This is a genomic window from Streptomyces sp. 135 (assembly GCF_020026305.1).
Taxonomy (GTDB): domain Bacteria; phylum Actinomycetota; class Actinomycetes; order Streptomycetales; family Streptomycetaceae; genus Streptomyces.
The window spans coordinates 3,084,222-3,106,939 of record NZ_CP075691.1 but is presented as its reverse complement, the minus strand read 5'-3'; the positions used below and the strand labels follow the sequence as shown (position 1 = coordinate 3,106,939).

17 protein-coding genes and 2 pseudogenes are annotated in these 22,718 nt (G+C 73.0%); 11 read left to right on the top strand and 8 right to left on the bottom strand.

The annotated features are described in order from the left end of the window. The first annotated feature begins 50 nt into the window (after positions 1-50). The 6 genes from speB to KKZ08_RS13875 all read left to right on the top strand — a co-directional run bounded on the left by speB (position 51) and on the right by KKZ08_RS13875 (position 9,749). Positions 51-1,052: an agmatinase gene (gene speB / locus KKZ08_RS13900; protein ID WP_223774746.1), complete on the top strand. Its 1,002-nt coding sequence runs from the start codon at positions 51-53 to the stop codon at positions 1,050-1,052. Next, positions 1,049-2,737 (top strand): thiamine pyrophosphate-binding protein, encoded by a 1,689-nt coding sequence (locus KKZ08_RS13895; protein ID WP_223774745.1) that lies wholly within the window; start codon positions 1,049-1,051, stop codon positions 2,735-2,737. Before speB ends, KKZ08_RS13895 begins: the two co-directional genes overlap by 4 nt. Positions 2,738-2,913: 176 nt before the next feature. Further along, the gene (locus KKZ08_RS13890; RefSeq protein ID WP_223774744.1) at positions 2,914-3,855 is read left to right on the top strand and encodes a serine hydrolase; all 942 of its coding nucleotides are present in this window, start codon (positions 2,914-2,916) and stop codon (positions 3,853-3,855) included. A gap of 87 nt (positions 3,856-3,942) precedes the next feature. Further along, on the top strand, positions 3,943-7,665 hold the full coding sequence (locus tag KKZ08_RS13885; RefSeq protein WP_223774743.1) for an ABC transporter ATP-binding protein: 3,723 nt from the start codon (positions 3,943-3,945) through the stop codon (positions 7,663-7,665). Positions 7,666-7,784: 119 nt separating this feature from the next. Continuing rightward, entirely contained in the window at positions 7,785-8,192 is a 408-nt protein-coding gene (locus tag KKZ08_RS13880; RefSeq protein WP_223774742.1) for a hypothetical protein, read from the top strand. Positions 8,193-8,309: 117 nt separating this feature from the next. Continuing rightward, on the top strand, positions 8,310-9,749 hold the full coding sequence (locus tag KKZ08_RS13875; protein ID WP_223774741.1) for an aminopeptidase: 1,440 nt from the start codon (positions 8,310-8,312) through the stop codon (positions 9,747-9,749). A gap of 41 nt (positions 9,750-9,790) precedes the next feature. On the opposite strand, the gene KKZ08_RS13870 is transcribed toward KKZ08_RS13875, so the two are convergent. The 3 genes and pseudogenes from KKZ08_RS13870 to KKZ08_RS13860 all read right to left on the bottom strand — a co-directional run bounded on the left by KKZ08_RS13870 (position 9,791) and on the right by KKZ08_RS13860 (position 13,480). Continuing rightward, on the bottom strand, positions 9,791-10,453 hold the full coding sequence (locus tag KKZ08_RS13870; protein WP_223774740.1) for a hypothetical protein: 663 nt from the start codon (positions 10,451-10,453) through the stop codon (positions 9,791-9,793). A 165-nt stretch (positions 10,454-10,618) separates the two neighbouring features. Further along, positions 10,619-12,486, bottom strand: a pseudogene (locus KKZ08_RS13865) (glycoside hydrolase family 3 protein). A gap of 97 nt (positions 12,487-12,583) precedes the next feature. Beyond that, entirely contained in the window at positions 12,584-13,480 is an 897-nt protein-coding gene (locus KKZ08_RS13860) for a LysR family transcriptional regulator (protein WP_223774739.1), read from the bottom strand. 92 nt (positions 13,481-13,572) lie between these two features. On the opposite strand from KKZ08_RS13860, the gene KKZ08_RS13855 reads away from it, so the two are divergent. Beyond that, on the top strand, positions 13,573-14,580 hold the full coding sequence (locus KKZ08_RS13855; RefSeq protein ID WP_223774738.1) for an EamA family transporter: 1,008 nt from the start codon (positions 13,573-13,575) through the stop codon (positions 14,578-14,580). Here the strand turns inward: KKZ08_RS13855 and KKZ08_RS13850 are convergent. The 3 genes and pseudogenes from KKZ08_RS13850 to KKZ08_RS13840 all read right to left on the bottom strand — a co-directional run. Then, a pseudogene (locus KKZ08_RS13850) lies at positions 14,555-15,247 on the bottom strand (sugar phosphate isomerase/epimerase family protein); the annotation flags it as partial. The gene KKZ08_RS13855 and the pseudogene KKZ08_RS13850 overlap by 26 nt on opposite strands. A gap of 49 nt (positions 15,248-15,296) precedes the next feature. Further along, positions 15,297-15,743, bottom strand: a complete 447-nt coding sequence (locus KKZ08_RS13845; RefSeq protein ID WP_223774737.1) for a Uma2 family endonuclease — start codon at positions 15,741-15,743, stop codon at positions 15,297-15,299. 121 nt (positions 15,744-15,864) lie between these two features. Then, a complete protein-coding gene (locus tag KKZ08_RS13840) occupies positions 15,865-16,464 on the bottom strand; it encodes a LysE family translocator (protein WP_223774736.1) in 600 nt (199 codons plus the stop codon). Positions 16,465-16,492: 28 nt separating this feature from the next. Between KKZ08_RS13840 and KKZ08_RS13835 the strand changes: the two genes are divergently transcribed. Then, complete coding sequence (locus KKZ08_RS13835; protein ID WP_223774735.1) at positions 16,493-18,028, top strand: PLP-dependent aminotransferase family protein; 1,536 nt, start codon at positions 16,493-16,495, stop codon at positions 18,026-18,028. Positions 18,029-18,067: 39 nt separating this feature from the next. Here KKZ08_RS13835 and KKZ08_RS13830 read toward each other — a convergent pair whose 3' ends face one another. Continuing rightward, positions 18,068-19,111, bottom strand: a complete 1,044-nt coding sequence (locus KKZ08_RS13830; RefSeq protein WP_223774734.1) for a LacI family DNA-binding transcriptional regulator — start codon at positions 19,109-19,111, stop codon at positions 18,068-18,070. Between the two features lie 197 nt (positions 19,112-19,308). Between KKZ08_RS13830 and KKZ08_RS13825 the strand changes: the two genes are divergently transcribed. The 3 genes from KKZ08_RS13825 to KKZ08_RS13815 are packed head-to-tail and all read left to right on the top strand — an operon-like array spanning position 19,309 to position 22,486. Further along, positions 19,309-20,460 carry a Gfo/Idh/MocA family oxidoreductase gene (locus KKZ08_RS13825; RefSeq protein ID WP_223774733.1) on the top strand — a complete coding sequence of 384 codons (1,152 nt, stop codon included), beginning with the start codon at positions 19,309-19,311 and terminating at the stop codon, positions 20,458-20,460. Then, positions 20,457-21,626 (top strand): dihydrodipicolinate synthase family protein, encoded by a 1,170-nt coding sequence (locus tag KKZ08_RS13820; RefSeq protein WP_223774732.1) that lies wholly within the window; start codon positions 20,457-20,459, stop codon positions 21,624-21,626. Before KKZ08_RS13825 ends, KKZ08_RS13820 begins: the two co-directional genes overlap by 4 nt. After that, positions 21,623-22,486, top strand: coding sequence for a sugar phosphate isomerase/epimerase family protein (locus KKZ08_RS13815; protein ID WP_223774731.1), 864 nt, complete (start codon positions 21,623-21,625; stop codon positions 22,484-22,486). Before KKZ08_RS13820 ends, KKZ08_RS13815 begins: the two co-directional genes overlap by 4 nt. Before the next feature lie 24 nt (positions 22,487-22,510). Here the strand turns inward: KKZ08_RS13815 and KKZ08_RS13810 are convergent, their stop codons facing one another. Further along, positions 22,511-22,678 (bottom strand): DUF937 domain-containing protein, encoded by a 168-nt coding sequence (locus KKZ08_RS13810; RefSeq protein ID WP_223774730.1) that lies wholly within the window; start codon positions 22,676-22,678, stop codon positions 22,511-22,513. Between the last annotated feature and the right edge of the window lie 40 nt (positions 22,679-22,718).

Sequence of the window (22,718 nt, the reverse complement as noted above, 5' to 3'; positions counted from 1 at the left end):
CGCGCGACACTTGAAACGCAGTACTCGCACCAGCAGGAGGAACACCGACCATGAGCACCGCCGAGAACCCGACGACCCCCCGCGGCCCCGTCGACTCCTCCCGCATCCCCCGGTACGCGGGCCCGGCGACATACGCGCGGCTGCCGCGGCTCGACGAGGTCGGCGGCAAGACCGACGTCGCCGTGGTCGGTGTGCCCTTCGACTCCGGTGTCTCCTACCGCCCCGGCGCCCGCTTCGGCGGCAACGCGATCCGCGAGGCCTCCCGCCTCCTGCGCCCCTACAACCCCGCGCAGGACGCCTCCCCCTTCGCGCTCGCGCAGGTCGCCGACGCCGGTGACATCTCCGCCAACCCCTTCAACATCAACGAGGCGGTGGAGACCATCGAGGCCGCCGCCGACGACCTCCTCGGCTCCGGCGCCCGCATGATGACCCTCGGCGGCGACCACACCATCGCGCTGCCGCTGCTGCGTTCCGTGGCCAAGAAGCACGGCCCGGTCGCGCTGCTGCACTTCGACGCCCACCTGGACACCTGGGACACGTACTTCGGCGCCGAGTACACGCACGGCACGCCGTTCCGCCGCGCCGTGGAAGAGGGCATCCTCGACACCGAGGCGCTCTCCCACGTCGGCACGCGCGGCCCGCTGTACGGCAAGAAGGACCTCACCGACGACGAGAAGATGGGCTTCGGCATCGTCACCTCGGCGGACATCTACCGCCGTGGCGCCGACGAGGTCGCCGACCAGCTGCGCCAGCGCATCGGTGACCGCCCGCTGTACATCTCCATCGACATCGACTGCCTCGACCCGGCCCACGCGCCCGGCACCGGCACCCCCGAGGCGGGCGGCATGACCTCCCGCGAGCTCCTGGAGATCCTGCGGGGCCTCGCCTCCTGCAACCTCGTCTCGGCGGACGTCGTCGAGGTCGCCCCGGCCTACGACCACGCGGAGATCACCGCGGTCGCCGCCTCCCACACGGCGTACGAACTGACGACGATCATGTCCCGCCAGATCGCCGAGGCGCGCCTGCCCCGCCAGGCGGTGAGCGAGCGGTGACCCACGATCACGATGTCGTGCTGCGGCCCACCGCCGCGCAGACCGAGGCCGCGCTGAACCCGCCCCCGGGGCGCAACGGCGGCGACCTCGTCATGGAGACCCTGTCCGGCCTCGGCGCGACCACCGTCTTCGGTCTGCCGGGCCAGCACGCGCTCGGCATGTTCGACGCGCTGCGCCGCTCGTCGTTGTCGTACGTCGGCCTGCGCGTCGAGAACAACACGGCGTTCGCGGCGGACGCGTACGGCCGGATCACCGGTGAGGTCGCCCCGCTGCTGCTCTCCACCGGGCCCGGCGCGCTGACCTCGCTCGCCGCGCTCCAGGAGGCGGCGGCGGGTTCGTCGCCGGTCCTCGCCATCGCCAGTCAGGTGCCGGTGGCGGGGCTCGGCGGCGGCCGCCACGGCTACCTGCACGAGCTGCGCGACCAGCGGGCGTCCTTCCGCGACATCGTGAAGTCGGTCCACCCGGTGCGCACGGCCTCCCAGATCCCGTCGGCGATCGCCGCGGCCTGGGAGTCCGCGCTCACCGCGCCGCACGGCCCGGTCTGGGTGGAGATCCCGCAGGACGTACTGCTCGCGGAGACGACGCTGCCGGTCGTCACGGCCATGGACGCGACGCCGGACGAGGTCGTGCCGCGCCCCGAACTGACGGCCGTCGCCGCCGACCTCCTCACGCGCGCGGAGCGGCCGGCGATCATCGCGGGCGGCGGCGTCATCCGCTCGGACGCCTCCGGGAAGCTCCTCGCCCTGGCGGAGCTGGTGAACGCCCCCGTGGTCACGACCTTCGGCGGCAAGGGCGCCTTCCCCTGGGAGCACCCGCTGTCCCTCCAGTCCTGGCTGGAGGACAGCCACACCACGGACTTCCTGGAGGACGCGGACGTCCTGCTCGTGGTCGGCTCCGGCCTCGGTGAACTGTCCTCGAACTACCACACCTTCAAGCCGCGCGGCCGGGTCATCCAGATCGAGGCGGACGCGGGGAAGCTGGAGTCCAACCACCCCGGGCTCGGCATCCACGCGGACGCGCGGCTCGCGCTGTCGGCCCTCCTGGAGACGATCGACGCGCCCCGCGAGGACCCGTCGGCGCCCGAGCGGGTGCGGGCGGTGCTGGACCGCGTCCGGGAGCGGATCGCCGCGCAGGACCTCACGCTGGAGCAGCAGGTCCTGGCCGCCGTCCGTGAGGCGCTGCCGGACGCGGCGCCGTCCTTCTGGGACATGACGATCCTCGCCTACTGGGCCTGGTCGGCGTTCGACGCGCGGCGCCCCAACACGATGCACTCGGCGCAGGGCGCGGGCGGCCTCGGCTACGGCTTCCCGGCGGCGCTGGGCGCCGCCGTCGCCGACCCCTCCCATCCGGTCCTCGCCGTCTCGGGTGACGGCGGCGCGATGTACTCGATAGCGGAGCTGGCGACCGCGCGGCAGTACGGGCTCAACGTGACGTGGCTGATCGTCGACGACGGCGGTTACGGCATCCTGCGCGAGTACATGTCCGACGCGTTCGGCGAGGCGACCGGCACGGAGCTGGCGCGGCCCGACTTCGTGGCGCTCGCGGAGTCCTTCGGGGTGCCGGGTGTGCGCACGTCCCCGGAGACGCTCCGGGACGACCTGGCGAAGGCGCTGGCGGAGCCGGGGCCGTCCGTGGTGGTGCTCCCGGCGGTGCTGCGGATGTTCGCGCCCACGCATCTGGGCTGACCTGCCGGGCCGACCTGCTCGGCCGAGGGGCAGGACCGAGGGGCCGGGCCGAGAGGCCCGGCCCCTCGTACAACCTTCACCGCCACCGGTGAGTCATGTGGTGAGAGTGCGCCGGGGGCGCGCTCGTACGGGCCCACGGGGGATCCCGTACGGATCAAGGGGATGGGACAGACTTCATGACGCACCACCCGGTAACCGGGATATCCCGGCGTGCCCGCCTGCTCTCGGCGGGGCTCGCCGCCGGCGTCCTCGTGCCGCTCGGCGCGGTCGCGGGCTCCGCGCCCGCCGTCGCCGCGCCCGCGCCGACCGTCAGCTGCACGTCCGCGCAGGCCGGCCTCGCCGCCAAGCTCACCAAGGACATCACCGCCGCGCTGAAGAACCGCAAGGGCACCATCGCCATCGGGCTTCACGACCGCGCCACGGACACCACCTGCACCCTGCGCTCGACCACTTCGTTCGACTCGGCCAGCGTCGTCAAGGCGACCGTCCTCGCCACGCTCCTGTGGGACGCGAAGAAGACCGACCGCAAGCTGACGGAACGCGAGTCGGACCTCGCGTACGCCATGATCACCAAGTCGGACAACACGGCGACCAGCACACTCTGGCGCCAGCTCGGCACCGGAAAGATCAACGCCTTCCTCAAGGCCGCGAAGATGACGAAGACCGTGCCGGGCTCCGGCGGCTACTGGGGCCTCACCCGGATCAACGCGGCCGACGAGCAGAAGCTCCTCGCGCTGATCACCGCCAAGAACTCCGTCCTGAGCGACAACGCGCGCGCCTACATACTGAAGCTGATGGGCAAGGTCGTCTCCGCGCAGCGCTGGGGCACTCCGGCGGGCGCGCCCTCCGGTGTCGCCATACACGTCAAGAACGGCTGGCTCCAGCGTTCGACCCACGGCTGGCGCGTGCACAGCATCGGCGCGTTCAAGGGCGGCGGCCACGACTACACGATCTCCGTGCTCACGCATGGCAACAGCACCATGAACTACGGCGTCGCCACCATCCAGGGCGTCGCCAAGGCCATCCACAAGGACCTGACGCCCCAGGCCCCCGCCGCCCACCGCTACGTCCCGACGGACACCCCGCGTGAGGCGTTCGTGGCCGTGCCCGGCAGCTGACGGGCCCCGTTTTTGTTGCGGCGGGATGAAATCGGCTCGTCGCGGCGTTGGTGCCTTCCGGCAGTACGGACGACCGGGAGGCACTGAGTGACAGAGCAACGGGGATGGGCGCGGCGGCTCACCGGATACGCCTGGCGGTATCCGAAGGACGTCGTGCTCGCGCTCGGTTCCTCGCTCGCCGGCATGGCCGTCATGGCCGTCGTACCCCTGATCACCAAGGTGATCATCGATGACGTCATCGGGGAGGACGGCAAGGGCGGCGGCAGCTCCATGGGCCCCTGGGCGGGGGCCCTGATCGGCGCCGCCGTCCTCGTCTACGTCTTCACCTACATCCGCCGCTACTACGGCGGCCGTCTCGCCCTCGACGTCCAGCACGACCTGCGCACCGAGATGTACGGGACGATCACGCGGCTCGACGGGCGGCGCCAGGACGAGCTGTCCACCGGGCAGGTCGTCGGCCGCGCGACCAGCGACCTCCAGCTCATCCAGGGCCTGCTCTTCATGCTGCCGATGACCATCGGCAACATCCTGCTCTTCGTGATCTCCCTGGGCATCATGGCCTGGCTCTCGCTGCCGCTCACCCTCGTCGCGCTCGCCGTCGCCCCCGCCCTGTGGTTCATCGCCCGCCGCTCCCGCTCCCGGCTGCACCCCGCCACCTGGTACGCGCAGGCCCAGGCCGCCGCCGTCGCCGGAGTGGTCGACGGCGCCGTCAGCGGCGTACGCGTGGTGAAGGGCTTCGGGCAGGAGGACCAGGAGACCGGGAAGCTCCGCGAGGTCGGGCGCAAGCTCTTCGCGGGGCGGATGCGGACCATCCGCCTCAACTCCCGCTACACCCCCGCCCTCCAGGCCGTCCCCATGCTCGGCCAGGTCGCCATGCTGGCCCTCGGCGGCTGGCTGGCCGTGCGCGGCGAGATCACGCTCGGCACGTTCGTCGCCTTCTCCACCTACCTCGCGCAGCTCGTCGGGCCCGTGCGCATGCTCGCCATGGTCCTCACCGTCGGGCAGCAGGCCCGCGCGGGCGTCGAGCGCGTCCTCGAGCTCATCGACACCGAGCCGAGCATGAGCGACGGCACCAAGGAGCTGCCCGCCGACGCCCCGGCCACCGTCGAGTTCGACGACGTGGGATTCGCGTACGAAGACGACCGTCCCGTCCTCGACGGGCTGACCTTCCAGATAACCCCCGGCGAGACCCTCGCCGTCGTCGGCTCCTCCGGCAGCGGCAAGTCGACCGTGTCGCTGCTGCTGCCCCGCTTCTACGACGTGACACACGGCGCCGTCCTCATCGGCGGGCACGACGTGCGCGAGCTGACGCTCGACTCCCTGCGCTCCGCCATCGGGCTGGTGCCCGAGGACTCCTTCCTCTTCTCCGACACGGTCCGCGCCAACATCGCCTACGGCCATCCCGACGCCACCCAGGAGCAGATCGAGGCCGCCGCGCGCGCCGCCCAGGCCGACCGGTTCATCTCCGAACTGCCCGACGGGTACGACACCACGGTCGGCGAGCAGGGCCTCTCCCTCTCCGGAGGCCAGCGCCAGCGCATCGCGCTCGCCCGCGCCATCCTCACCGACCCCCGCCTGCTCGTCCTCGACGACGCGACGTCGGCGGTGGACGCGCGCGTGGAGCACGAGATCCACGAGGCGCTGCGCGGCGTCATGGCGGGCCGCACCACCCTGCTCATCGCCCACCGCCGCTCCACCCTGAACCTCGCCGACCGCATCGCCGTCCTCGACGACGGGCGCCTCGCCGACGTCGGCACCCACGAGGAACTTCAGGAGCGCTCCGCCCTCTACCGGCGCCTGCTCACCGACCCCGACGAGCTGGGCGGCGTCTCGCCCGGCCACGCCCGCCCGGCGGACCCGCCCGAGGACACCTCCGTACGAGACGAGCTGGACGCCGAGTTCGACGCCGAGCGCGGCATCACGCCCGCCCTGTGGAGCGGCGACCGCGAGGCCGGCTCCGCCAAGGACCCGGCGCTCTCCGGGATGCCGTCCACGCCCGAGCTGCTCGCCCAGGTCGAGGCGCTGCCCCCGGCGGACGACAAGCCCGGCATCGACGAGGCGCGTGCCGTGCGCCCCGAGGAGTCGTACGGCCTGCGCAGGCTGCTGGGCGGCTTCGGGCTGCCGCTGCTGCTGAGCCTGCTGCTCGTCGCCGTCGACGCGGGCATGGGCCTGCTGCTGCCCGTCCTGATCCGGCACGGCATCGACGAGGGCGTCAACCAGCTGGCGCTGGGCGCCGTGTGGACGGCCGCAGGGCTCGCGCTCGCCGCCGTCGCCGTGCAGTGGGTGGCGCAGACGGGCGAGATGCGGATGACCGGACGTACGGGCGAGCGGGTCCTGTACTCGCTGCGGCTCAAGATCTTCGCGCAGCTCCAGCGGCTCGGGCTCGACTTCTACGAGCGGGAGCTGACCGGGCGCATCATGACCCGGATGACGACCGATGTGGACGCGCTGTCCACGTTCCTCCAGACCGGCCTCGTCACCGCCTTCGTCTCCGTCGTCACCTTCTTCGGCATCATGGCCGCCCTGCTCGTCATCGACGTGGAACTCGCCCTCGTCGTCTTCGCGACCCTGCCGCTGCTGATCGTCGGCACGTACTTCTTCCGCAAGTCCAGCGTGAAGGCGTACGAACTGGCCCGCGAGCGCGTCTCCGTCGTCAACGCCGACCTCCAGGAGTCCGTCGCCGGGCTGCGCATCGTGCAGGCCTTCCGGCGCGAGCGCTCCGGTGCCGAGCGGTTCGTCCGCAACAGCGACAGCTACCGCCGGGCCCGCATCCGCGGCCAGTGGCTGATCTCCGTGTACTTCCCGTTCGTGCAGTTCCTGTCGTCCGTCGCCGTCGTCGCCGTCCTCATCGTGGGGGCGGGCCGGGTCCAGGCGGGCACGCTGACCACCGGCGCGCTCGTCGCCTACCTCCTCTACATCGACCTGTTCTTCGCGCCCGTCCAGCAGCTCTCCCAGGTCTTCGACGGCTACCAGCAGGCCACCGTCTCGCTCGGCCGCATCCAGGAGCTGCTCCGGGAGCCGACGTCGACCAAGGCCGCCGACGAGCCGCTGGACGTGCTGTCGCTGCGCGGCGAGATCGCCTTCGAAGACGTGCGGTTCGCGTACAACGGCGAGGAGGAGGCCCTCACCGACGTGCGGCTGCGGATCCCCGCCGGGCAGACCGTCGCCTTCGTCGGCGAGACCGGCGCCGGCAAGTCGACGCTGGTCAAGCTCGTCGCCCGCTTCTACGACCCCACGAGCGGGCGGGTCACCGTCGACGGCACCGATCTGCGCTCCCTGGACCTGACCGCGTACCGCCACCGCCTCGGGGTCGTGCCGCAGGAGGCGTACCTGTTCGAGGGCACCGTGCGCGACGCCATCGCCTACGGGCGGCCCGACGCCACGGACGCCGAGGTCGAGGCCGCCGCCCGCGCGGTCGGCGCGCACGACATGATCGCCACCCTGGACGGCGGTTACCTCCACGAGGTCTCCGAGCGCGGCCGCAACCTCTCCGCCGGTCAGCGCCAGCTCATCGCGCTGGCCCGCGCCGAACTGGTCGACCCCGACATCCTGCTCCTGGACGAGGCCACCGCCGCCCTCGACCTCGCCACCGAGGCGCAGGTCAACCAGGCCACCGACCGCATCGCGGGCAGGCGCACCACGCTGGTCGTCGCGCACCGCCTGACCACCGCCGCCCGCGCCGACCGCGTCGTCGTCATGGACCAGGGGCGCGTCGCGGAGGACGGCACGCACGAGGAACTGCTCGCGCGAGGCGGGCGGTACGCCGAGCTGTGGCGGACGTTCGTGGGCGAGCCGGTGCAGGCGGTCTGAACGCGCGGGGGCGCGCCGCACGGGAGAGCGCAGAAAAGCCGGGGGTTCCCGCAACCACAGGGGCGGTGGGCTGCGTCCGTACATCAGTACGTGATGCCGAAGTGGCGGGAGGGGACTCCGTGAGCAGTGGTCGCGGCCGTGGCCGGATACGACGGCGGCTGACGCTCGGCGCCGCCGGGCTCGCCGCCTCCGTCCTGCTCGCCCTCGCGGGCCCCGGCGTCGGCGCCGCCCACGCCCTCGCGGGCCCGTGCGTCGGGCACAAGGTGCGCACGCTGCCCTTCAGCACGGGCCGGGTCGAGGTCTTCAAGACCCGCGGTTACGTCTGTGCCGTGACCGTCGCCAAGCGCCCCGGGGCCCGCAAGACCATGTCCGTCAGCGTCCAGGCGCGCGGTGGCCGCCCCGTGCGCGACAAGGGGCGCTACACCCGCCGCGCGGGCCCGGTGACGGTCCACGCGGGCCACCGGTGCGTGCGCGTGACGGGGACGGTCTCCGGGCGTGGGGTCAGTTCGGGCTGGATCCTCTGCTGACGTCCGCTGTCGTCGGATAACTCCCCGTCATCCGCTGTCGTCCCATAACTCCCCCTGGTGTGGGCCCAGTTGCTCCGTTAGGTTCCGGGGCATCGCAGTGTCGACAGGGGAGGGTGCATGCGCAAGGTGCTCAGATGGGTGTTGTCGCTCGTGGTGCTGATAGGCACGGTGGGCGCGGCCGGAGCGACGACGACCGGGGCGGCCACGGCCGCGGAACCGGCCGCGGAACCGGTCACCACCGAGACCACGGACATCAAGGACAGGCTGCTCGCCATACCCGGCATGAGCCTGATCGAGGAGAAGCCCTATCCCGGCTACCGCTTCTTCGTCCTGAACTACACCCAGCCGGTGGACCACCGCCGCCCGTCCAAGGGCACGTTCAAGCAGCGCCTGACGGTCCTGCACAAGGACACCAGCCGCCCGACCGTCTACTACACCAGCGGCTACAGCGTCTCCACGAACCCCAGCCGCCGTGAGCCGACGCAGATCGTCGACGGCAACCAGATCTCCATGGAGTACCGCTTCTTCACGCCCTCGCGCCCCGAGCCCGCCGACTGGTCGAAGCTCGACATCTGGCAGGCGGCCACCGACCAGCACCGCATCTACCGGGCGCTCAAGCCCATTTACGGCAAGAAGTGGCTGGCCACCGGCATCTCCAAGGGCGGCATGACCGCCACGTACTACGAGCGCTTCTACCCGCGCGACATGGCCGGCATCGTCGCCTACGTAGCGCCGAACGACGTCGTCGACAAGGAGGACTCCGCCTACGACGAGTTCCTCGCGCACGTCGGCACCAAGGAGTGCCGCGAGCGGATCCAGGCCGTGCAGCGCGAGGCGATGGTCCGCAGGGAGCCGCTGTCGCGCAAGCTCGCCGCCTACGCGGAGGCCGAGGGCCACACCTTCAAGACCGTCGGCACGCTGGACAAGGCGTTCGAGGCTGTTGTCATGGACCTGGTCTGGGGCTTCTGGCAGTACCAGCCCGCGGCCACCGCCTGCGGCACCATCCCCGACGCGGCCACCATGACCGACCAGGCGCTCTTCGACTACGTCGACTCGGTGGGCGGCTGGTCCTCCTACACCGACAAGGGCCTCACTCCCTACACGCCGTACTACTACCAGGCGGGCACCGAACTCGGCGCGCCCACCATCCGCCAGCCCTGGCTCGGCGACCTGAGCCGCTACGGCTACCAGCCGCCCCGCAACTTCGTGCCGCGCGAGATCCCGATGCGCTTCAGGCCGCACGCGATGCGGGACATCGACACGTGGGTGCGGCACCACGCCCACCGGATGATGTACGTCTACGGAGAGTACGACCCGTACGGCGCCGAGAAGTTCCGTCCCGCGCGGGGCGCCGAGCACGACAGCCACGTCTTCACCGCGCCCGGCGCGAACCACGGGGCGACCGTCTCGCAGCTCGTCCCGAACGAGAAGGCGAAGGCCACGCAGCGCATCCAGGCGTGGGCCGGGGTCGCGTCGGCCTCGGGCAAGCCGCTGGCCCCGTACGACGCGAAGCTCGACCGGCGGGACGTGAAGAAGGAGCAGACGCTGCGGCCATAGGGCCGCCGGCGCCCTCGGGTGTGGCGCACTGGAGCGGTGCGCTACACCCGCACGGCGCACCCCACGGGACGCGTCCCGCCCAGCGTCACGTACAGGGCGGTCGAGGTCCCGCACGCCGCCCTGCTCCGCACCGCCGCCGTCACGCGATACTCCGGCCGCCGCTTCCCGGAGCCGTCGCAGGCGGTCTCCCGCACCTCGCCGCGCCCCGCGCCGTACACGCAGTCCCCGACGACGGTCCGCGGCCCGCCGCCCTCTCCGGGGTCGCCGGGGTGCGGGGGTTCAAGGTTCCGCATGCAGGCGTGGCCGCGCGGGACGCTGCCGTCGCCGTCCTCGTCGACGGCGGGCCTGCTCTCGCTGATGTGCAGGACGAAGTCCGTGCGGGCCGGGCAGGAGGGGCGCTGCCCGGCCCGCACGTCGTGCCGGGCGACGACCCGCGCCGCCGCCCGCTCACTGGTGCACGGCACCTCCGTGAACGTCTCGCGCCCCCGCGAACTGCACTCGCCGACCGCGAGGAACACCGCGCCGCCGGAACCGGTCGGGCGCGAGGCTGCGGGCGTCTGGTCGTCGGCGCGGCCCGACGCCGGACCGTCCGACTTCTGGCACCCCGTCACCCCGGCCAGCGCCACCGCGACGGCGAGCAGCGGCGCGGCGAGCACCCGCACGGCCACACGCGGCCGCCGCCGTGCCGTGCCGCGGGCAGGCATGGCTCGTCCCCCGACATGTGCCCTCACCCGTCCCCCGACGTGTGCCCCGGCGCGGTCTGCCCCGGCGCGGCGTGTCCCCAGCGTGGCCCGGCGCGGGGGCCGCGCCAGCCGCACGGGGCGCTTTGGGGCAGCGGGCGGTGGTGCGCCGGTGGCGCGGCGTACGCCTCAGTACGTCAGCCCGTGGCCGATCGGGTACAGCACCTGTGCCGGGTCGTCCGCCCGCCGCACCGGCACGGGCAGCCGCGCGGGGCGGCGCGGCCCGCGATGACCCGGGCGGCGGCGCGCAGTTCGACGTCCGTCCAGCAGTACGCGGCGAGCGCGGCGTCGACGGCGGGCAGCCGGGCCACGTCATAGGGGTTGCGGACGGCGAGGGTGATCACGGGCACGCCGGTGGCCTTGAGCGCGGCCACCAGGGCGATCTGGCCGTCCGCGGCCGCCGCCGGGTCCTGCGCGGTGGCGGGGCTCCCGTCCAGGGCGGCGTTCGCGGCCTGGGTGTTGTCCCGCGCCGTGGCGGCGTGCGTCGCGACGTTGTACGTGGCGACGAGGACCGCGTGCTTGCCCCGGGCCGCCGCCACGGCCTTCTCCACCGCCGCGGCGTCCGGGGCGGTGCCCGTGGACAGGGCCGTGGCCGTGAAGCCGAGGCCGGTCAGGGCGTCCGCGAGGACCGTGGTCGGCGGGCCGGTCGTGCCGGACGGCGAACGGGGGTCGGCGCCGACCACCAGGACGTCGCGGTGCGTACGGGGCGAGAGGGGCAGCAGGCCCCCGTCGTTCTCCAGCAGCGTGGTCGTGGCCTCCGCGATGCGGTCGGCGGCGGCGAGATGGGCGGGGGCGCCCACCACGGCGTCCACCGTGGCGTCCATCGCGGCCGCCGTGATCTCCTCGGGCGCGGTGCCGTCCTCGGGCAGCAGTCCGACCCGCGCCTTCATGCGCAGGACGCGCAGGACCGATTCCTCGACGCGCTCCTCGGTCAGCTCGCCGTCCCTGACGGCTTGGAGCACCGCCTCCCACGCGACCTGCGGCCGCGGCGGGTTGAGCAGCTGGTCCACGCCCGCCTTCAGCGCGAGCACGGCCACGCGATCGTCGCCGTACTTCGTGCGGACCCCGCGCATCGCCAGCGAGTCGGTGGCGACCACGCCGTCGTAGCCGAGTTCCTCACGCAGGATGCCCGTCACGATGGGGTACGAGAGCGTCGCCGGATCGCCCGACGGGTCCAGCGCGGGCACCACGATGTGCGCGGTCATCACGGAGTCCACGCCCGCGGCGACCGCCGCCCGGAAGGGCGGGGCGTCGAAGCGGTCCCACTCCTCGCGGGTGTGGTGGATGTACGGCAGCTCGGTGTGGCTGTCGTCGGTGGTGTCGCCGTGCCCGGGGAAGTGCTTGGCCGCGGTCGCGATGCCCGCGCTCCGGTAGCCCTCGATCTGCGCGGTCACGAAACCGGCGACGGCTTCCGGGTCGGCGCCGAAGGAGCGTACGCCGATGACGGGGTTGGCGGGGTCGACGTTCACGTCGGCGTCCGGGGCGTGGTCCTGGCGGATGCCGAGGGCGCGCAGCTCGGTGCCCGCGATCCGGGCCGCCTCGCGGGCGAGCTCGTGCGAACCGGAGGCGCCGAGGGCCATCGCGCCCGGCAGCAGCGTCGCGGGGGCGCCGACGCGGGCCACGGCGCCGTGCTCCTGGTCCACGGAGATCAGTACGGGGACGGCGGAGGGCAGGGCCTTCGCCGCGGCTTCCTGGATGCCGCGGGAGAGGGCGGCGATCTGGTGCGGGGAGCGGGTGTTGTGGGCCCAGCCGAAGTAGATGACGCCGCCGAGGCGGTAGCGGGCGATGAGTTCGGCGGCGTCGCGGACGCCGAGTTCCCTGAGGTTGGTATCGACGTCGCTCTGGTCGGGGTCGGTGGCCGTGTGCCCGTACACGTGCATCACGAAGAGCTGGCCGACCTTCTCCTCCAGGGACATCTTGGCGATGAGACCGCGGAGCCGGTCGTCGTCGGGGATGTTGCCGGGGCCGTCGTGGGGACCGTCGTCGGGCTGGGGCACGGGCGCTCCTGCGGGCCGGAGGAAACTTTCAGGGTTCACGGATATCCCGAAGATTTCCGCCGGTCAAGGACGGCCCCGCCGAAGCCGCCGGGCGCCGTCACACCGTCCAGTGGGCCCGCAGCACCCGTACCGTCTCGGTGATGGCGGGCCGCCGCGCGGCCCCCGCGCGCCACAGCGCGTACAGCCGCCGCACCGGGACCGGATCGAGGCGGACGCTGACCGCGCCGTCCGGGATCGGGCCGCGCCCCAGCCGCGGCACGAGCGCGATGCCGAGCCCCGCCGCGACGAGCGCGACCAGCGTCGGGTTCTCCTCCGCCTGGTGGGCGATGTCGGGCTCGCAGCCGGCCTCCCGCAGGGTCCGCACCAGCCACTCGTGGCAGACGAGCCCCGGCGGCTGGGTGATCCAGCGTTCGTCCTTCAACTCCTCGCGCCGCACCGACGTACGCCCCGCCAGCCGGTGCCCCTCCGGGACGACGAGGTCGCAGAAGTCGTCGCCGATGACCGCCTGTTCGACGCCGGGCGGAGTCGGCAGGGGCGCGATGTCCCAGTCGTGGACGACGGCCACGTCGACCGCACCCTTGGCGACCAGGCCGATCGAGAGGTGCGGGTCGATCTCCGACATACGGGCGTCGAGCGCCGGATGGCGCCGGGCGAGGTCCGCGAGCGCCCCCGGCAGCAGCCCGCGCGCCGCCGAGGCGAACGCCGCGATGGTCAGGCGCCCCGCCGGCACCCCGCGCCGCTCCTCGAGCTCGGTCTCGGCGCGCTCCATGATGGCCATCAACTGCCGGGCCGTCTCCGCGAGGTGGAGCGCCTCCTCGGTGAGCGCGACGCCCCTGCCGCGGCGCTCCAGAAGGATGGTGCGCGTCTCCCTCTCCAGCTTCGCTATCTGCTGCGAGACGGCGGACGGGGTGTAGCCGAGCGCGGTGGCGGCGGCGCCCACGGTGCCGTGCACGGAGACGGCGTGCAGGGCGCGGAGCCGGGCGAGATCAAGCACGGGGGGCCTCCGGGATCGTTCAGTGCCGCTTCATCCAATCATGCAGAGATCCGTGCTGGTCCTACACGGTCGTGCCGGGTGATCCTCGACGCATGCGACCCGCACATGTCTGTCTGGCCGTCCTCGTCGCCGCCGTCTGGGGCGTCAACTTCGTCGTGATCGAAGTGGGGCTCGACCACTTCCCGCCGCTGCTCTTCTCCGCCCTGCGCTTCCTGGTGGCGGCGCTGCCCGCGGTCTTCTTCGTGGGGCGGCCGAAGGTGGCGTGGAAGTGGCTGGTCGGGGTCGGCCTGGTCCTCGGCGTGGCCAAGTTCGGGCTGCTCTTCATCGGCATGGACGCGGGGACGCCCGCGGGCCTGTCGTCCCTGGTGCTCCAGAGCCAGGCAGTCTTCACCGCCCTCTTCGCCTTCGTGGCGCTCGGCGAACGGCCGGGACGGGTCCGCGTGACGGGCATGGTGATCGCCCTCGCGGGCATCGCGGTCGCAGCCGTCGATGAGGGGGAGACGGGGCCGCTCACCGCGTTCGCGCTGCTGATCGGCGCCGCGGCCTGCTGGGGCGTCTCCAACGTCCTGACCCGCAAGGCGTCCCCGCCCGACGCCCTGAACTTCATGGTGTGGGTGAGCACCGTTCCCGTACTGCCGCTGCTCGGGCTCTCGTTGCTCTGGGAGGGGCCGTCGAGGGACCTGGAGGCGCTGCGCTCCCTCGACTGGCAGGGCGCGGGCATCATCGTCTACGTCGCCTGGATCACCACCGTCTTCGGCTTCGGCGCCTGGGGCTACCTGCTGCGCCGCCACCCGGCGTCCACCGTCGCCCCGTACTCCCTGCTCGTCCCGGTCTTCGGGATGTCCGGCGCGGCCCTGGTGCTCGGCGAGTCGGTGAGCGCCCTGAGGTGGTGCGCGGCCGCCCTGCTGGTGGGCGGCGTCGCGCTGACCTCGTTCTCGAAGGCTTCGTTCTCGAAGGGGGGCGGTGTCAGCCGGAGCGGGACACGAGGCGTGACAGGAAGTCACGGCCCGGGCCGAGGAGTTGAGCCAGCGGCGGCGCCTGCTCGTACCACCGCTTCTCGTACTCCCAGCACAGCCAGCCGTCCCAGCCCTCCGCGCTGAGCACGTCCACGCACTCGGCGAGCGGCAGGACCCCGGCACCGAGTGCGAGCGGCGTCGTGTCGTCCGCCGAGGCGATGTCCTTCACCTGGACGTAGCCGAGGTAGGGGGAGAGCGCGGCGAAGGTGTCGGCGGGGGACTCGCCGCCGAGCCAGGTGTGCATCACGTCCCACAGGGCGCCGACCTGGCGGTGCCCGACCGTGCCGAGGACGCGGGTGGCGTCGGCGCCGGTGCGGTGCGAGTCGTGGGTCTCGACGAGGATGCGTACGCCGGCGTCGGCGGCGTACCGCGCGGCGGTGCCGAGCCGCCTCGCGGCCGTCGCGTCGGCCTCCGCCTCGCCCTGGTCGGTGCCGCCGCCGGGGAAGACGCGGACGAAGGGGGCGCCGAGGTCACGGGCGAGCGCGACGAGGGAGTTCAGCTCGTCGAGGACGGGTTCGTCGTCACCGGGCGCCGCCACGCGCGCGTACCCCGCGACGGTGAGGATCTCGACGCCGGCCGCCTTGAACTCGGCGGCCACGTCGGCCCGCTCGACGAGCCCGAGCCCGGGGTGCACCGGCTCCTCGGGGTGCGCGCGCAGTTCGACGCCCTGATAGCCGTACTCGGTGGCGAGCCGCAGCACGTCGGGGACGGGCAGACCGGGCACACCGAGGGTGGAGAAAGCGAATTTCATGGTCCTGACAGTAGGGGCGGCCATGTGGCTGCGGTCAACCCCGCCCCCCTCAGTCGAGGTCACCGGCCTTCGGGAAACCCTCCGTCTTGACAGTGATCTCCCGCCCGGCGAGCGGCAGGACGAGGTCCGCGCCGAACGGGACCTCCGTCTCGTCCTCGTACGCCCCTGTCCGGGTGGGGCGGCGGTGGACGGTACAGACCCCGGCCTCGGGGTCGATCACCACGTACACCGGGATGCCGCATTCCGCGTACAGGCGGACCTTCTTGTCGAAGTCGTTGTCCCGGCTGCTCTTCGAGACGACTTCGAGCACCGCCTCGAGGCTGTGCCACTCGAAGCGGCCACGGCTGTTGCGCTCCGCTCCCGGCGCGATGACCGCCAGGTCGGGCGCGTAGCCGTACTGGCTGGACGGGAAGTCGATCATGACGTCGGAGAGGATGTCACCCTGGGAGGTGAGTTGCTGCTTGATCTGGGGGCGGTCCGGAGGACGACCTTCCACCGATACTCGTCTCGCGGGGCCATGATGATTTTCCCGGCGGTGATCTCGACACGGTAGCCGCGGGGGAGCGTCACGCCGTCCAGTACGTCCCAAGCGCTGGGCATCCATGCCCCCGACTGTCTCAGAGGAACGCCAGCCGCGCCCCCAGCGCCGCGAACGCCGTCGCGAAGGTGCGGCGCATCCAGCTCACCACCCGGGGGCGGGAGATCACGTGGCTGCGCATCGCCGCGGCGAAGCGGCCGTACGCCACGAAGACCGCGAACGTGATCAGCATGAAGTACGCGCTCAGCTCCGTCATGCGCAGGAACGCGTACGGCTCGTCGGTGCTCACGAACTGCGGCAGGAACGCGAAGAAGAACAGCGTCAGCTTCGGGTTGAGGATGTTGATCAGTACGCCCGTCAGGATCGTGCGGCCCGCCGAGCGCGGCTCGCTCTCCCGTTCGGCGGTCAGGTCACTCTTGTCCCGCAGCGTGCTCCACGCCATGTACAAGAGGTAGGTCACGCCCAGGTACTTGAGGGTCTGGAAGGCGACCGCGCTGGCGTTCAGCAGGGCCGCGAGGCCGGTGATCGCGGCCACCATGTGCGGGACGACGCCCAGCGTGCAGCCGACGGCCGCGATCACCGCGGCCCGCGTGCCGCGCGAGAGCCCCGCCGCGATCGTGAACAGGACACCCGTGCCGGGCGTCACACAGACGACGAGGGAGGTGAGGAGAAATTCCATGCCTTGACCCTGCCGCCACAATGGCTCCATGAACAGGTCCAATGGATCTTCTTCCGACCGGTCCATAACCACGGGCGGTGCGGACATCGGGCACGCTCGCACCACCACCACCTCCTCCTCTTCCTCTTCCGACTTCCTCCAGCTCGACCCCCGCGAGGCCCCGAGGGGCGGCCTCGGCGACTGGCTGGCGCGGCGGATCAGGGAGGCCATCGCGGACGGCCGCCTCACCACCGGCGCCAGGCTCCCCGCCACCCGCACCCTCGCCGCCGAGCTCGGCGTCTCGCGCGGCGTCGTCACCGAGGCCTACCGGCGGCTCACCGAGGACGGGCACGTCGCCGGAAGGGGCCGGGGCGGCACGGTCGTCCTCGCCGTGCCGTCACCACCCCGGTCCCCCTCCCGGCAGGGCCACAGCACAAAGGCTCCCGCGAGCCGCCCCGGCCTCTTCACCGCCCCGCCCGACCTCGGCGTCTTCGACGCCCTGCGCGCCGTGCCCACCCGCGTCGACCTGACCCCGGGCCTCCCCGACCTCGCCGCCTTCCCGCGCGCGGCCTGGCTGCGCGCCGAACGCGCCGTGCTCGCCGGGCTGACCCCCTCCGACTTCGGGTACGGGGATCCGCGCGGCACCCCGGCCCTGCGTACCGCCGTCGCGCGCTGGCTCTCCCGGAACCGCGGGATCGTCGCCGACCCGGACGACGTGATGATCGTCAACGGCACCGCCCAGGCCCTGCGGCTGCTCGTCGACGTACTGCGTGCCGAGGGGATCACGGACGTCGCGGTCGAGGAGCCGGGATCACTCGGCGTGCGCCAGCATCTGCGGCCCCTGCGCACCCCGCCCGTCCCGGTCGACGCCCACGGCGTCCGCGTCGACGCGCTGCGCGCCACCGGAGCCCCCGCCGTACTCCTCACGCCCGCCCACCAGTTCCCCACCGGCGTGGTGCTCGGCGGCGAGCGGCGGCGCGAGCTGACGGACTGGGCGCGCGAGGGCGGTCTCGTCATCGAGGACGACTACGACGCCGAGCACCGCTACGACCGCCCCGCCGTCCCCGCCCTGCGCGCCCAGCTCCCCGAACACGTCTGCTATGCGGGCAGCGTCTCCAAGCTCCTCGCGCCCGCCCTGCGCCTGGGCTGGCTGCTCGCGCCGCCCGCCTACCGGACCGCGCTGGTGGACGCCAAGCGCCTGATCGACCTCGGCAACGCGGCCCTGCCGCAGCTCGTCCTCGCCCACCTCATGGAATCCGGCGACCTGGAACGCCATCTGCGGCTCATCCGCAGGCACCACCGCAGGCGCAGGGACGCGATGATCGAGGCGATCCGCACGCATCTGCCGGGAGCGGTCGTGCACGGCGCGGCGGCCGGACTGCACCTGATGATCACCCTCGGCGAGCAGACACACCCGGGCTCCGACGCCGACCTCGCCACCGCCGCCCTCGCCCACGGCGTCAAGGTCCACCCCCTGTCGTGGCACACCCAACTCCCGCACCCGCCGGGCCTGGTCCTCGGCTACGCGGCCGGCAGCCCGACACAGATCACGGAGGGCATACGGGTGATCGGCGGGTTGGTGTGAGGGGCCGCGCCCCTACCCGGTGGTGTGAGCGGCCGCGCCCTACCGCGGCCCCGCCGTGGACCCCCGCACCATCAGCTCCCCGTGCACCGTCGCCACACCCCCCGGCGGCGGCTCCTCCTTGCCCATGGCGATGCGGCCCGCCCGCGCGCCCGCCTCGTGCAGCGGCAGCCGTACGGTCGTGAGCGCGGGCACGGCGTCGACGCTGAACGGCAGGTCGTCGAAGCCCGCCACCGAGACGTCGTCGGGGATCCGCAGCCCCTTGTCCCGCAGCGCGGCGCACGCGCCGAGCGCCACCGTGTCGTTGGCGGCGACGACGGCCGTCAAGTCCGGGGCGCGGCGCAGGAGTTCGTCCGTGGCGTCGTACCCCGAGCACCGGTCGTAGGGGCCGTGCACGGTGAGCGCGGGGTCGTCCTCGACGCCGTGCGCGGCCAGCGCCGCCCGGTGGCCCTCCAGGCGGTGGCGCGTGGTGGTGCGTTCCCGCGGGCCCGCGATGTAGCCGACGCGCCGGTGGCCGAGGTTCAGCAGGTGCTCGGTGAGCTGCCGGCCGCCGCCGCGGTTGTCGAAGGTGAGCGCCACCGCGTCGGTGTCCGGCGAGGGCGGCCGCCCGCACAGCACCACCCGGGTGCCCGCGTCCGCGAGGCGCCGCAGCTTCCCGGCGATGGCGGCGGCGTGCTCGGCGTCCTCGATGGCGCCGCCGGTGAGGATCACCGCGGCGGCGCGCTGCCGCTGGAGGAGCGTGAGGTAGGTCAGCTCGCGCTCCGGGGAGCCGCCGGTGTTGCAGACCACCGCCATCCGCTCCCCGCCCGCACGGCCGCCGGGGCCGCCGATCTCGGACTGCACGGCGCCCGCCATGATCCCGAAGAAGGGGTCGGCGATGTCGTTGACGAGGATGCCGACCAGGTCGGAGGTGGCCGCGGCGAGCGCGCTCGCGGGGCCGTTCAGGACGTAGTCGAGGTCGTCCACGGCCCGCAGGACCCGCTCACGGGTGGCGGCGGCCACGGGGTAGTTGCCGTTCAGCACGCGGGAGACGGTCGCGGGGGAGACCTGCGCGCGCGCCGCCACGTCCGCCAAGGTCACGGTCATCTCGTCGTCCTCCGGTCTCTGCACCGGCCCGGCGCCCTTGTCCGAACCTTGTGCGGCAGGCTAGCTTCTCCGTAGATAGAAAGCGCTTGCTACGCGTGCGGTGCACGCAACCAGTGCACGCATGAGGTGCACGCGTGCAGTGCACTGGTTGCCGTGCACGCCGAGAAGCGCCGCCACCCGCTTACGGAGGGACTTTCGTGACACGCAAGACGGTGCGCATCGCCATGAACGGCGTCACCGGACGCATGGGCCACCGCCAGCACCTCGTCCGCTCGATCCTCGCCCTGCGCGAACAGGGCGGCCTCGACCTCGGCGACGGCACGGTGCTGTGGCCCGAGCCGGTCCTGGTGGGCCGCAGGGAACACGCGCTGCGCGCGCTCGCCGAGCGGCACGGCCTGGAGCATTTCTCGACCGATCTCGACGCGGCCCTCGCCGACCCGGCCGTCGACATCTACTTCGACGCGCAGGTCACCTCCGCCCGCGAGGCCGCCCTCAAGAAGGCCATCGCCGCGGGCAAGCACATCTACACCGAGAAGCCGACCGCCACCGGCCTGGACGCCGCCCTCGGCCTCGCCCGCCTGGCCAGGGACGCCGGCGTCAAGCACGGCGTCGTCCAGGACAAGCTCTTCCTGCCGGGCCTGCTCAAGCTGAAGCGGCTCATCGACGGCGGCTTCTTCGGCCGCATCCTGTCCGTGCGCGGCGAGTTCGGCTACTGGGTCTTCGAGGGCGACCGGCAGAGCGCCCAGCGCCCCTCCTGGAACTACCGCGCCGAGGACGGCGGCGGCATCGTCGTCGACATGTTCCCGCACTGGGAGTACGTCCTGCACGAGCTGTTCGGCCGCGTCCGCACCGTCCAGGCGCTGACCGCCACGCACATCCCGCAGCGCTGGGACGAGCGCGACAAGCCCTACGACGCCACCGCCGACGACGCCGCGTACGGCGTCTTCGAACTGGACGGCGGCGTGATCGCGCAGATCAACTCCTCCTGGGCGGTGCGCGTCAACCGCGACGAACTGGTGGAGTTCCAGGTCGACGGCACCGAGGGCTCGGCCGTCGCGGGGCTGCGCAACTGCCGCGTCCAGCACCGCGGGACGACACCGAAGCCGGTCTGGAACCCCGACCTGCCCGCCACCCACTCCTTCCGCGACCAGTGGCAGGAGGTCCCGGACAACGGCGAGTTCGACAACGGCTTCAAGACGCAGTGGGAGCTCTTCCTCAAGCACGTCTACGCCGGCGCGCCCTACCACTGGGACCTCCTCGCGGGCGCGCGCGGCGTGCAGCTCGCGGAGCTCGGCCTGAAGTCCTCCGCCGAGGGCCGCCGCCTCGACGTGCCGGAGATCGAGCTGTGACCCGGCCCCGCCAGGTGCTGCTGCCGGCCGGGCGAGGCGGCACGCGCGCGTACACCCCACGTGACGAACCCCTCCGTGTCGCCGCCGACGGCCCGCCCTTCACCTCCCGCACCGTCTTCTCCGCGGCCCACGTCGTCGCCGACCCCCTCGCGGACGTCTCCCCGGACGGCCCCGCCGCCGTCGACTGGGACGCCACGCTCGCCTTCCGCCGCCACCTGTGGTCGCACGGCCTGGGCGTCGCCGAGGCCATGGACACCGCCCAGCGCGGCATGGGCCTGGACTGGGCGGGTGCCGCCGAGCTCATCCGCCGCTCGGCCGCGGAGGCGAAGGCGGTCGGCGGCCGCGTCGCGTGCGGCGTCGGCACCGACCAGCTGACCCTGCCCGCGACGCTGGCCCAGGTCAGAGAGGCGTACGAGGAGCAACTCGCCCTCGTCGAGGCGGCCGGCGCCCAGGCGATCCTGATGGCGTCGCGTGCCCTCGCCGCCACGGCCGCCTCACCGGACGACTACGCCGAGACGTACGGCCACCTCCTGCGCCAGGCGAGCGAGCCGGTGATCCTGCACTGGCTCGGCCCCATGTTCGATCCCGCTCTGGAGGGCTACTGGGGCTCGGCCGACCTGGACGCGGCGACCGACACCTTCCTGGAGGTCATCACCGCCCACCCCGACAAGGTCGACGGCATCAAGATCTCGCTCCTGGACGCGGACCGCGAGGTCGCCCTGCGCCGCCGCCTCCCGCAGGGCGTGCGCTGCTACACCGGCGACGACTTCCACTACCCCGAGCTGATCGCGGGCGACGACCACGGCTTCAGCCACGCGCTGCTCGGCATCTTCGACCCGCTCGGGCCGCTCGCCGCCGAGGCGGTGCGGGTCCTCGACACGGGCGACGTGAAGGCCTTCCGCGCCCTCCTCGACCCCACCGTCGAGCTCTCCCGCCACCTCTTCCAGAGCCCCACGCGCTACTACAAGACCGGCGTGGTGTTCCTCGCCTGGCTGGCCGGTCACCAGACACACTTCACGATGGTGGGCGGCCTCCAGTCGGCCCGCTCGCTCCCGCACCTCGCCCGCGCCTACGAACTGGCCGACGCCCTCGGCCTGTTCCCCGACCCCACCCTGGCGGCGTCCCGGATGCGCTCGCTGCTGGCCGTCCATGGAGTACCGCAATGAGCACCGCGCCGCCGAACCCATCGCCGTTGTCCCGATTGCCGCTGTCCCGCCTGAGCGTCAACCAGGAGACCGTCAAGCAGCTCTCCCTCCCCGAACTCGCCGAGGGGTGCGCCAAAGAGGGCATCACCGCCGTCGGCCTGTGGCGCGCGCCGGTCCAGGAGTACGGGGTCGAGCGCACCGCCCGCCTCATGCGCGACGCGGGCCTCGCCGTCACCAGCCTGTGCCGGGGCGGCTTCCTCACGGACACCGATCAGGCGGCACGCGCGCGTGCCCTGGACGACAACCGCGCGGCGATCGACGAGGCGGCGGCCCTCGGCACGGACACGCTGGTCCTCGTCTCGGGCGGACTGCCGCCCGGCAGCCGCGACCTGGCCGGGGCGCGGGAGCGCGTCGCGGACGCCCTCGCGGTCCTCGCGCCCCACGCCGAGGAGCGGAGCGTACGCCTGGCCGTCGAGCCGCTGCACCCGATGTTCGCCGCCGACCGCTGCGTGGTCTCCACGCTGGGCCAGGCACTCGACCTCGCGGAGCGCTTCCCCGCGCACCAGGTCGGCGTGGTGGCGGACACCTACCACGTCTGGTGGGATGACCAGGCGCCCGCGCAGATCGCGCGCGCCGGGCGGGGCGGCCGGCTGTACGCCTTCCAACTGGCGGACTGGGTCACGCCGTTGCCCGCCGGCGTGCTGCTCGGCAGGGGCCAACTGGGCGAGGGCAGCGTCGACTTCAAGGCCTTCCGGGCGCTCGTGGAGGCCGCCGGGTACGCCGGCCCGATCGAGGTCGAGATCTTCAACGAGGCGCTGTGGGCGCGGGACGGGGGAGAGGTGCTGCGGGAGACGGCGGAGCGCTTCCGTACGCACGCGTGAGGAACCCCCGGGACTCTCCGGTCGCTACCCCTTGCCGCCCTTCCTGCGCGCCGCCTTCTTGGAGACCACCGCGATCACGACCGGGGCGAGCATCTCGATGCCGCGCGTGACGGTCTGCACGGGGATGCCGGTCTTCTTGGAGATCGCCTTGGCCACCGGCCTGCTCATCTTCGTGACGACACCGAACATCATCTCTCCAGGCTCTCGAGGCTCCACGGGGGCCGACCGGACA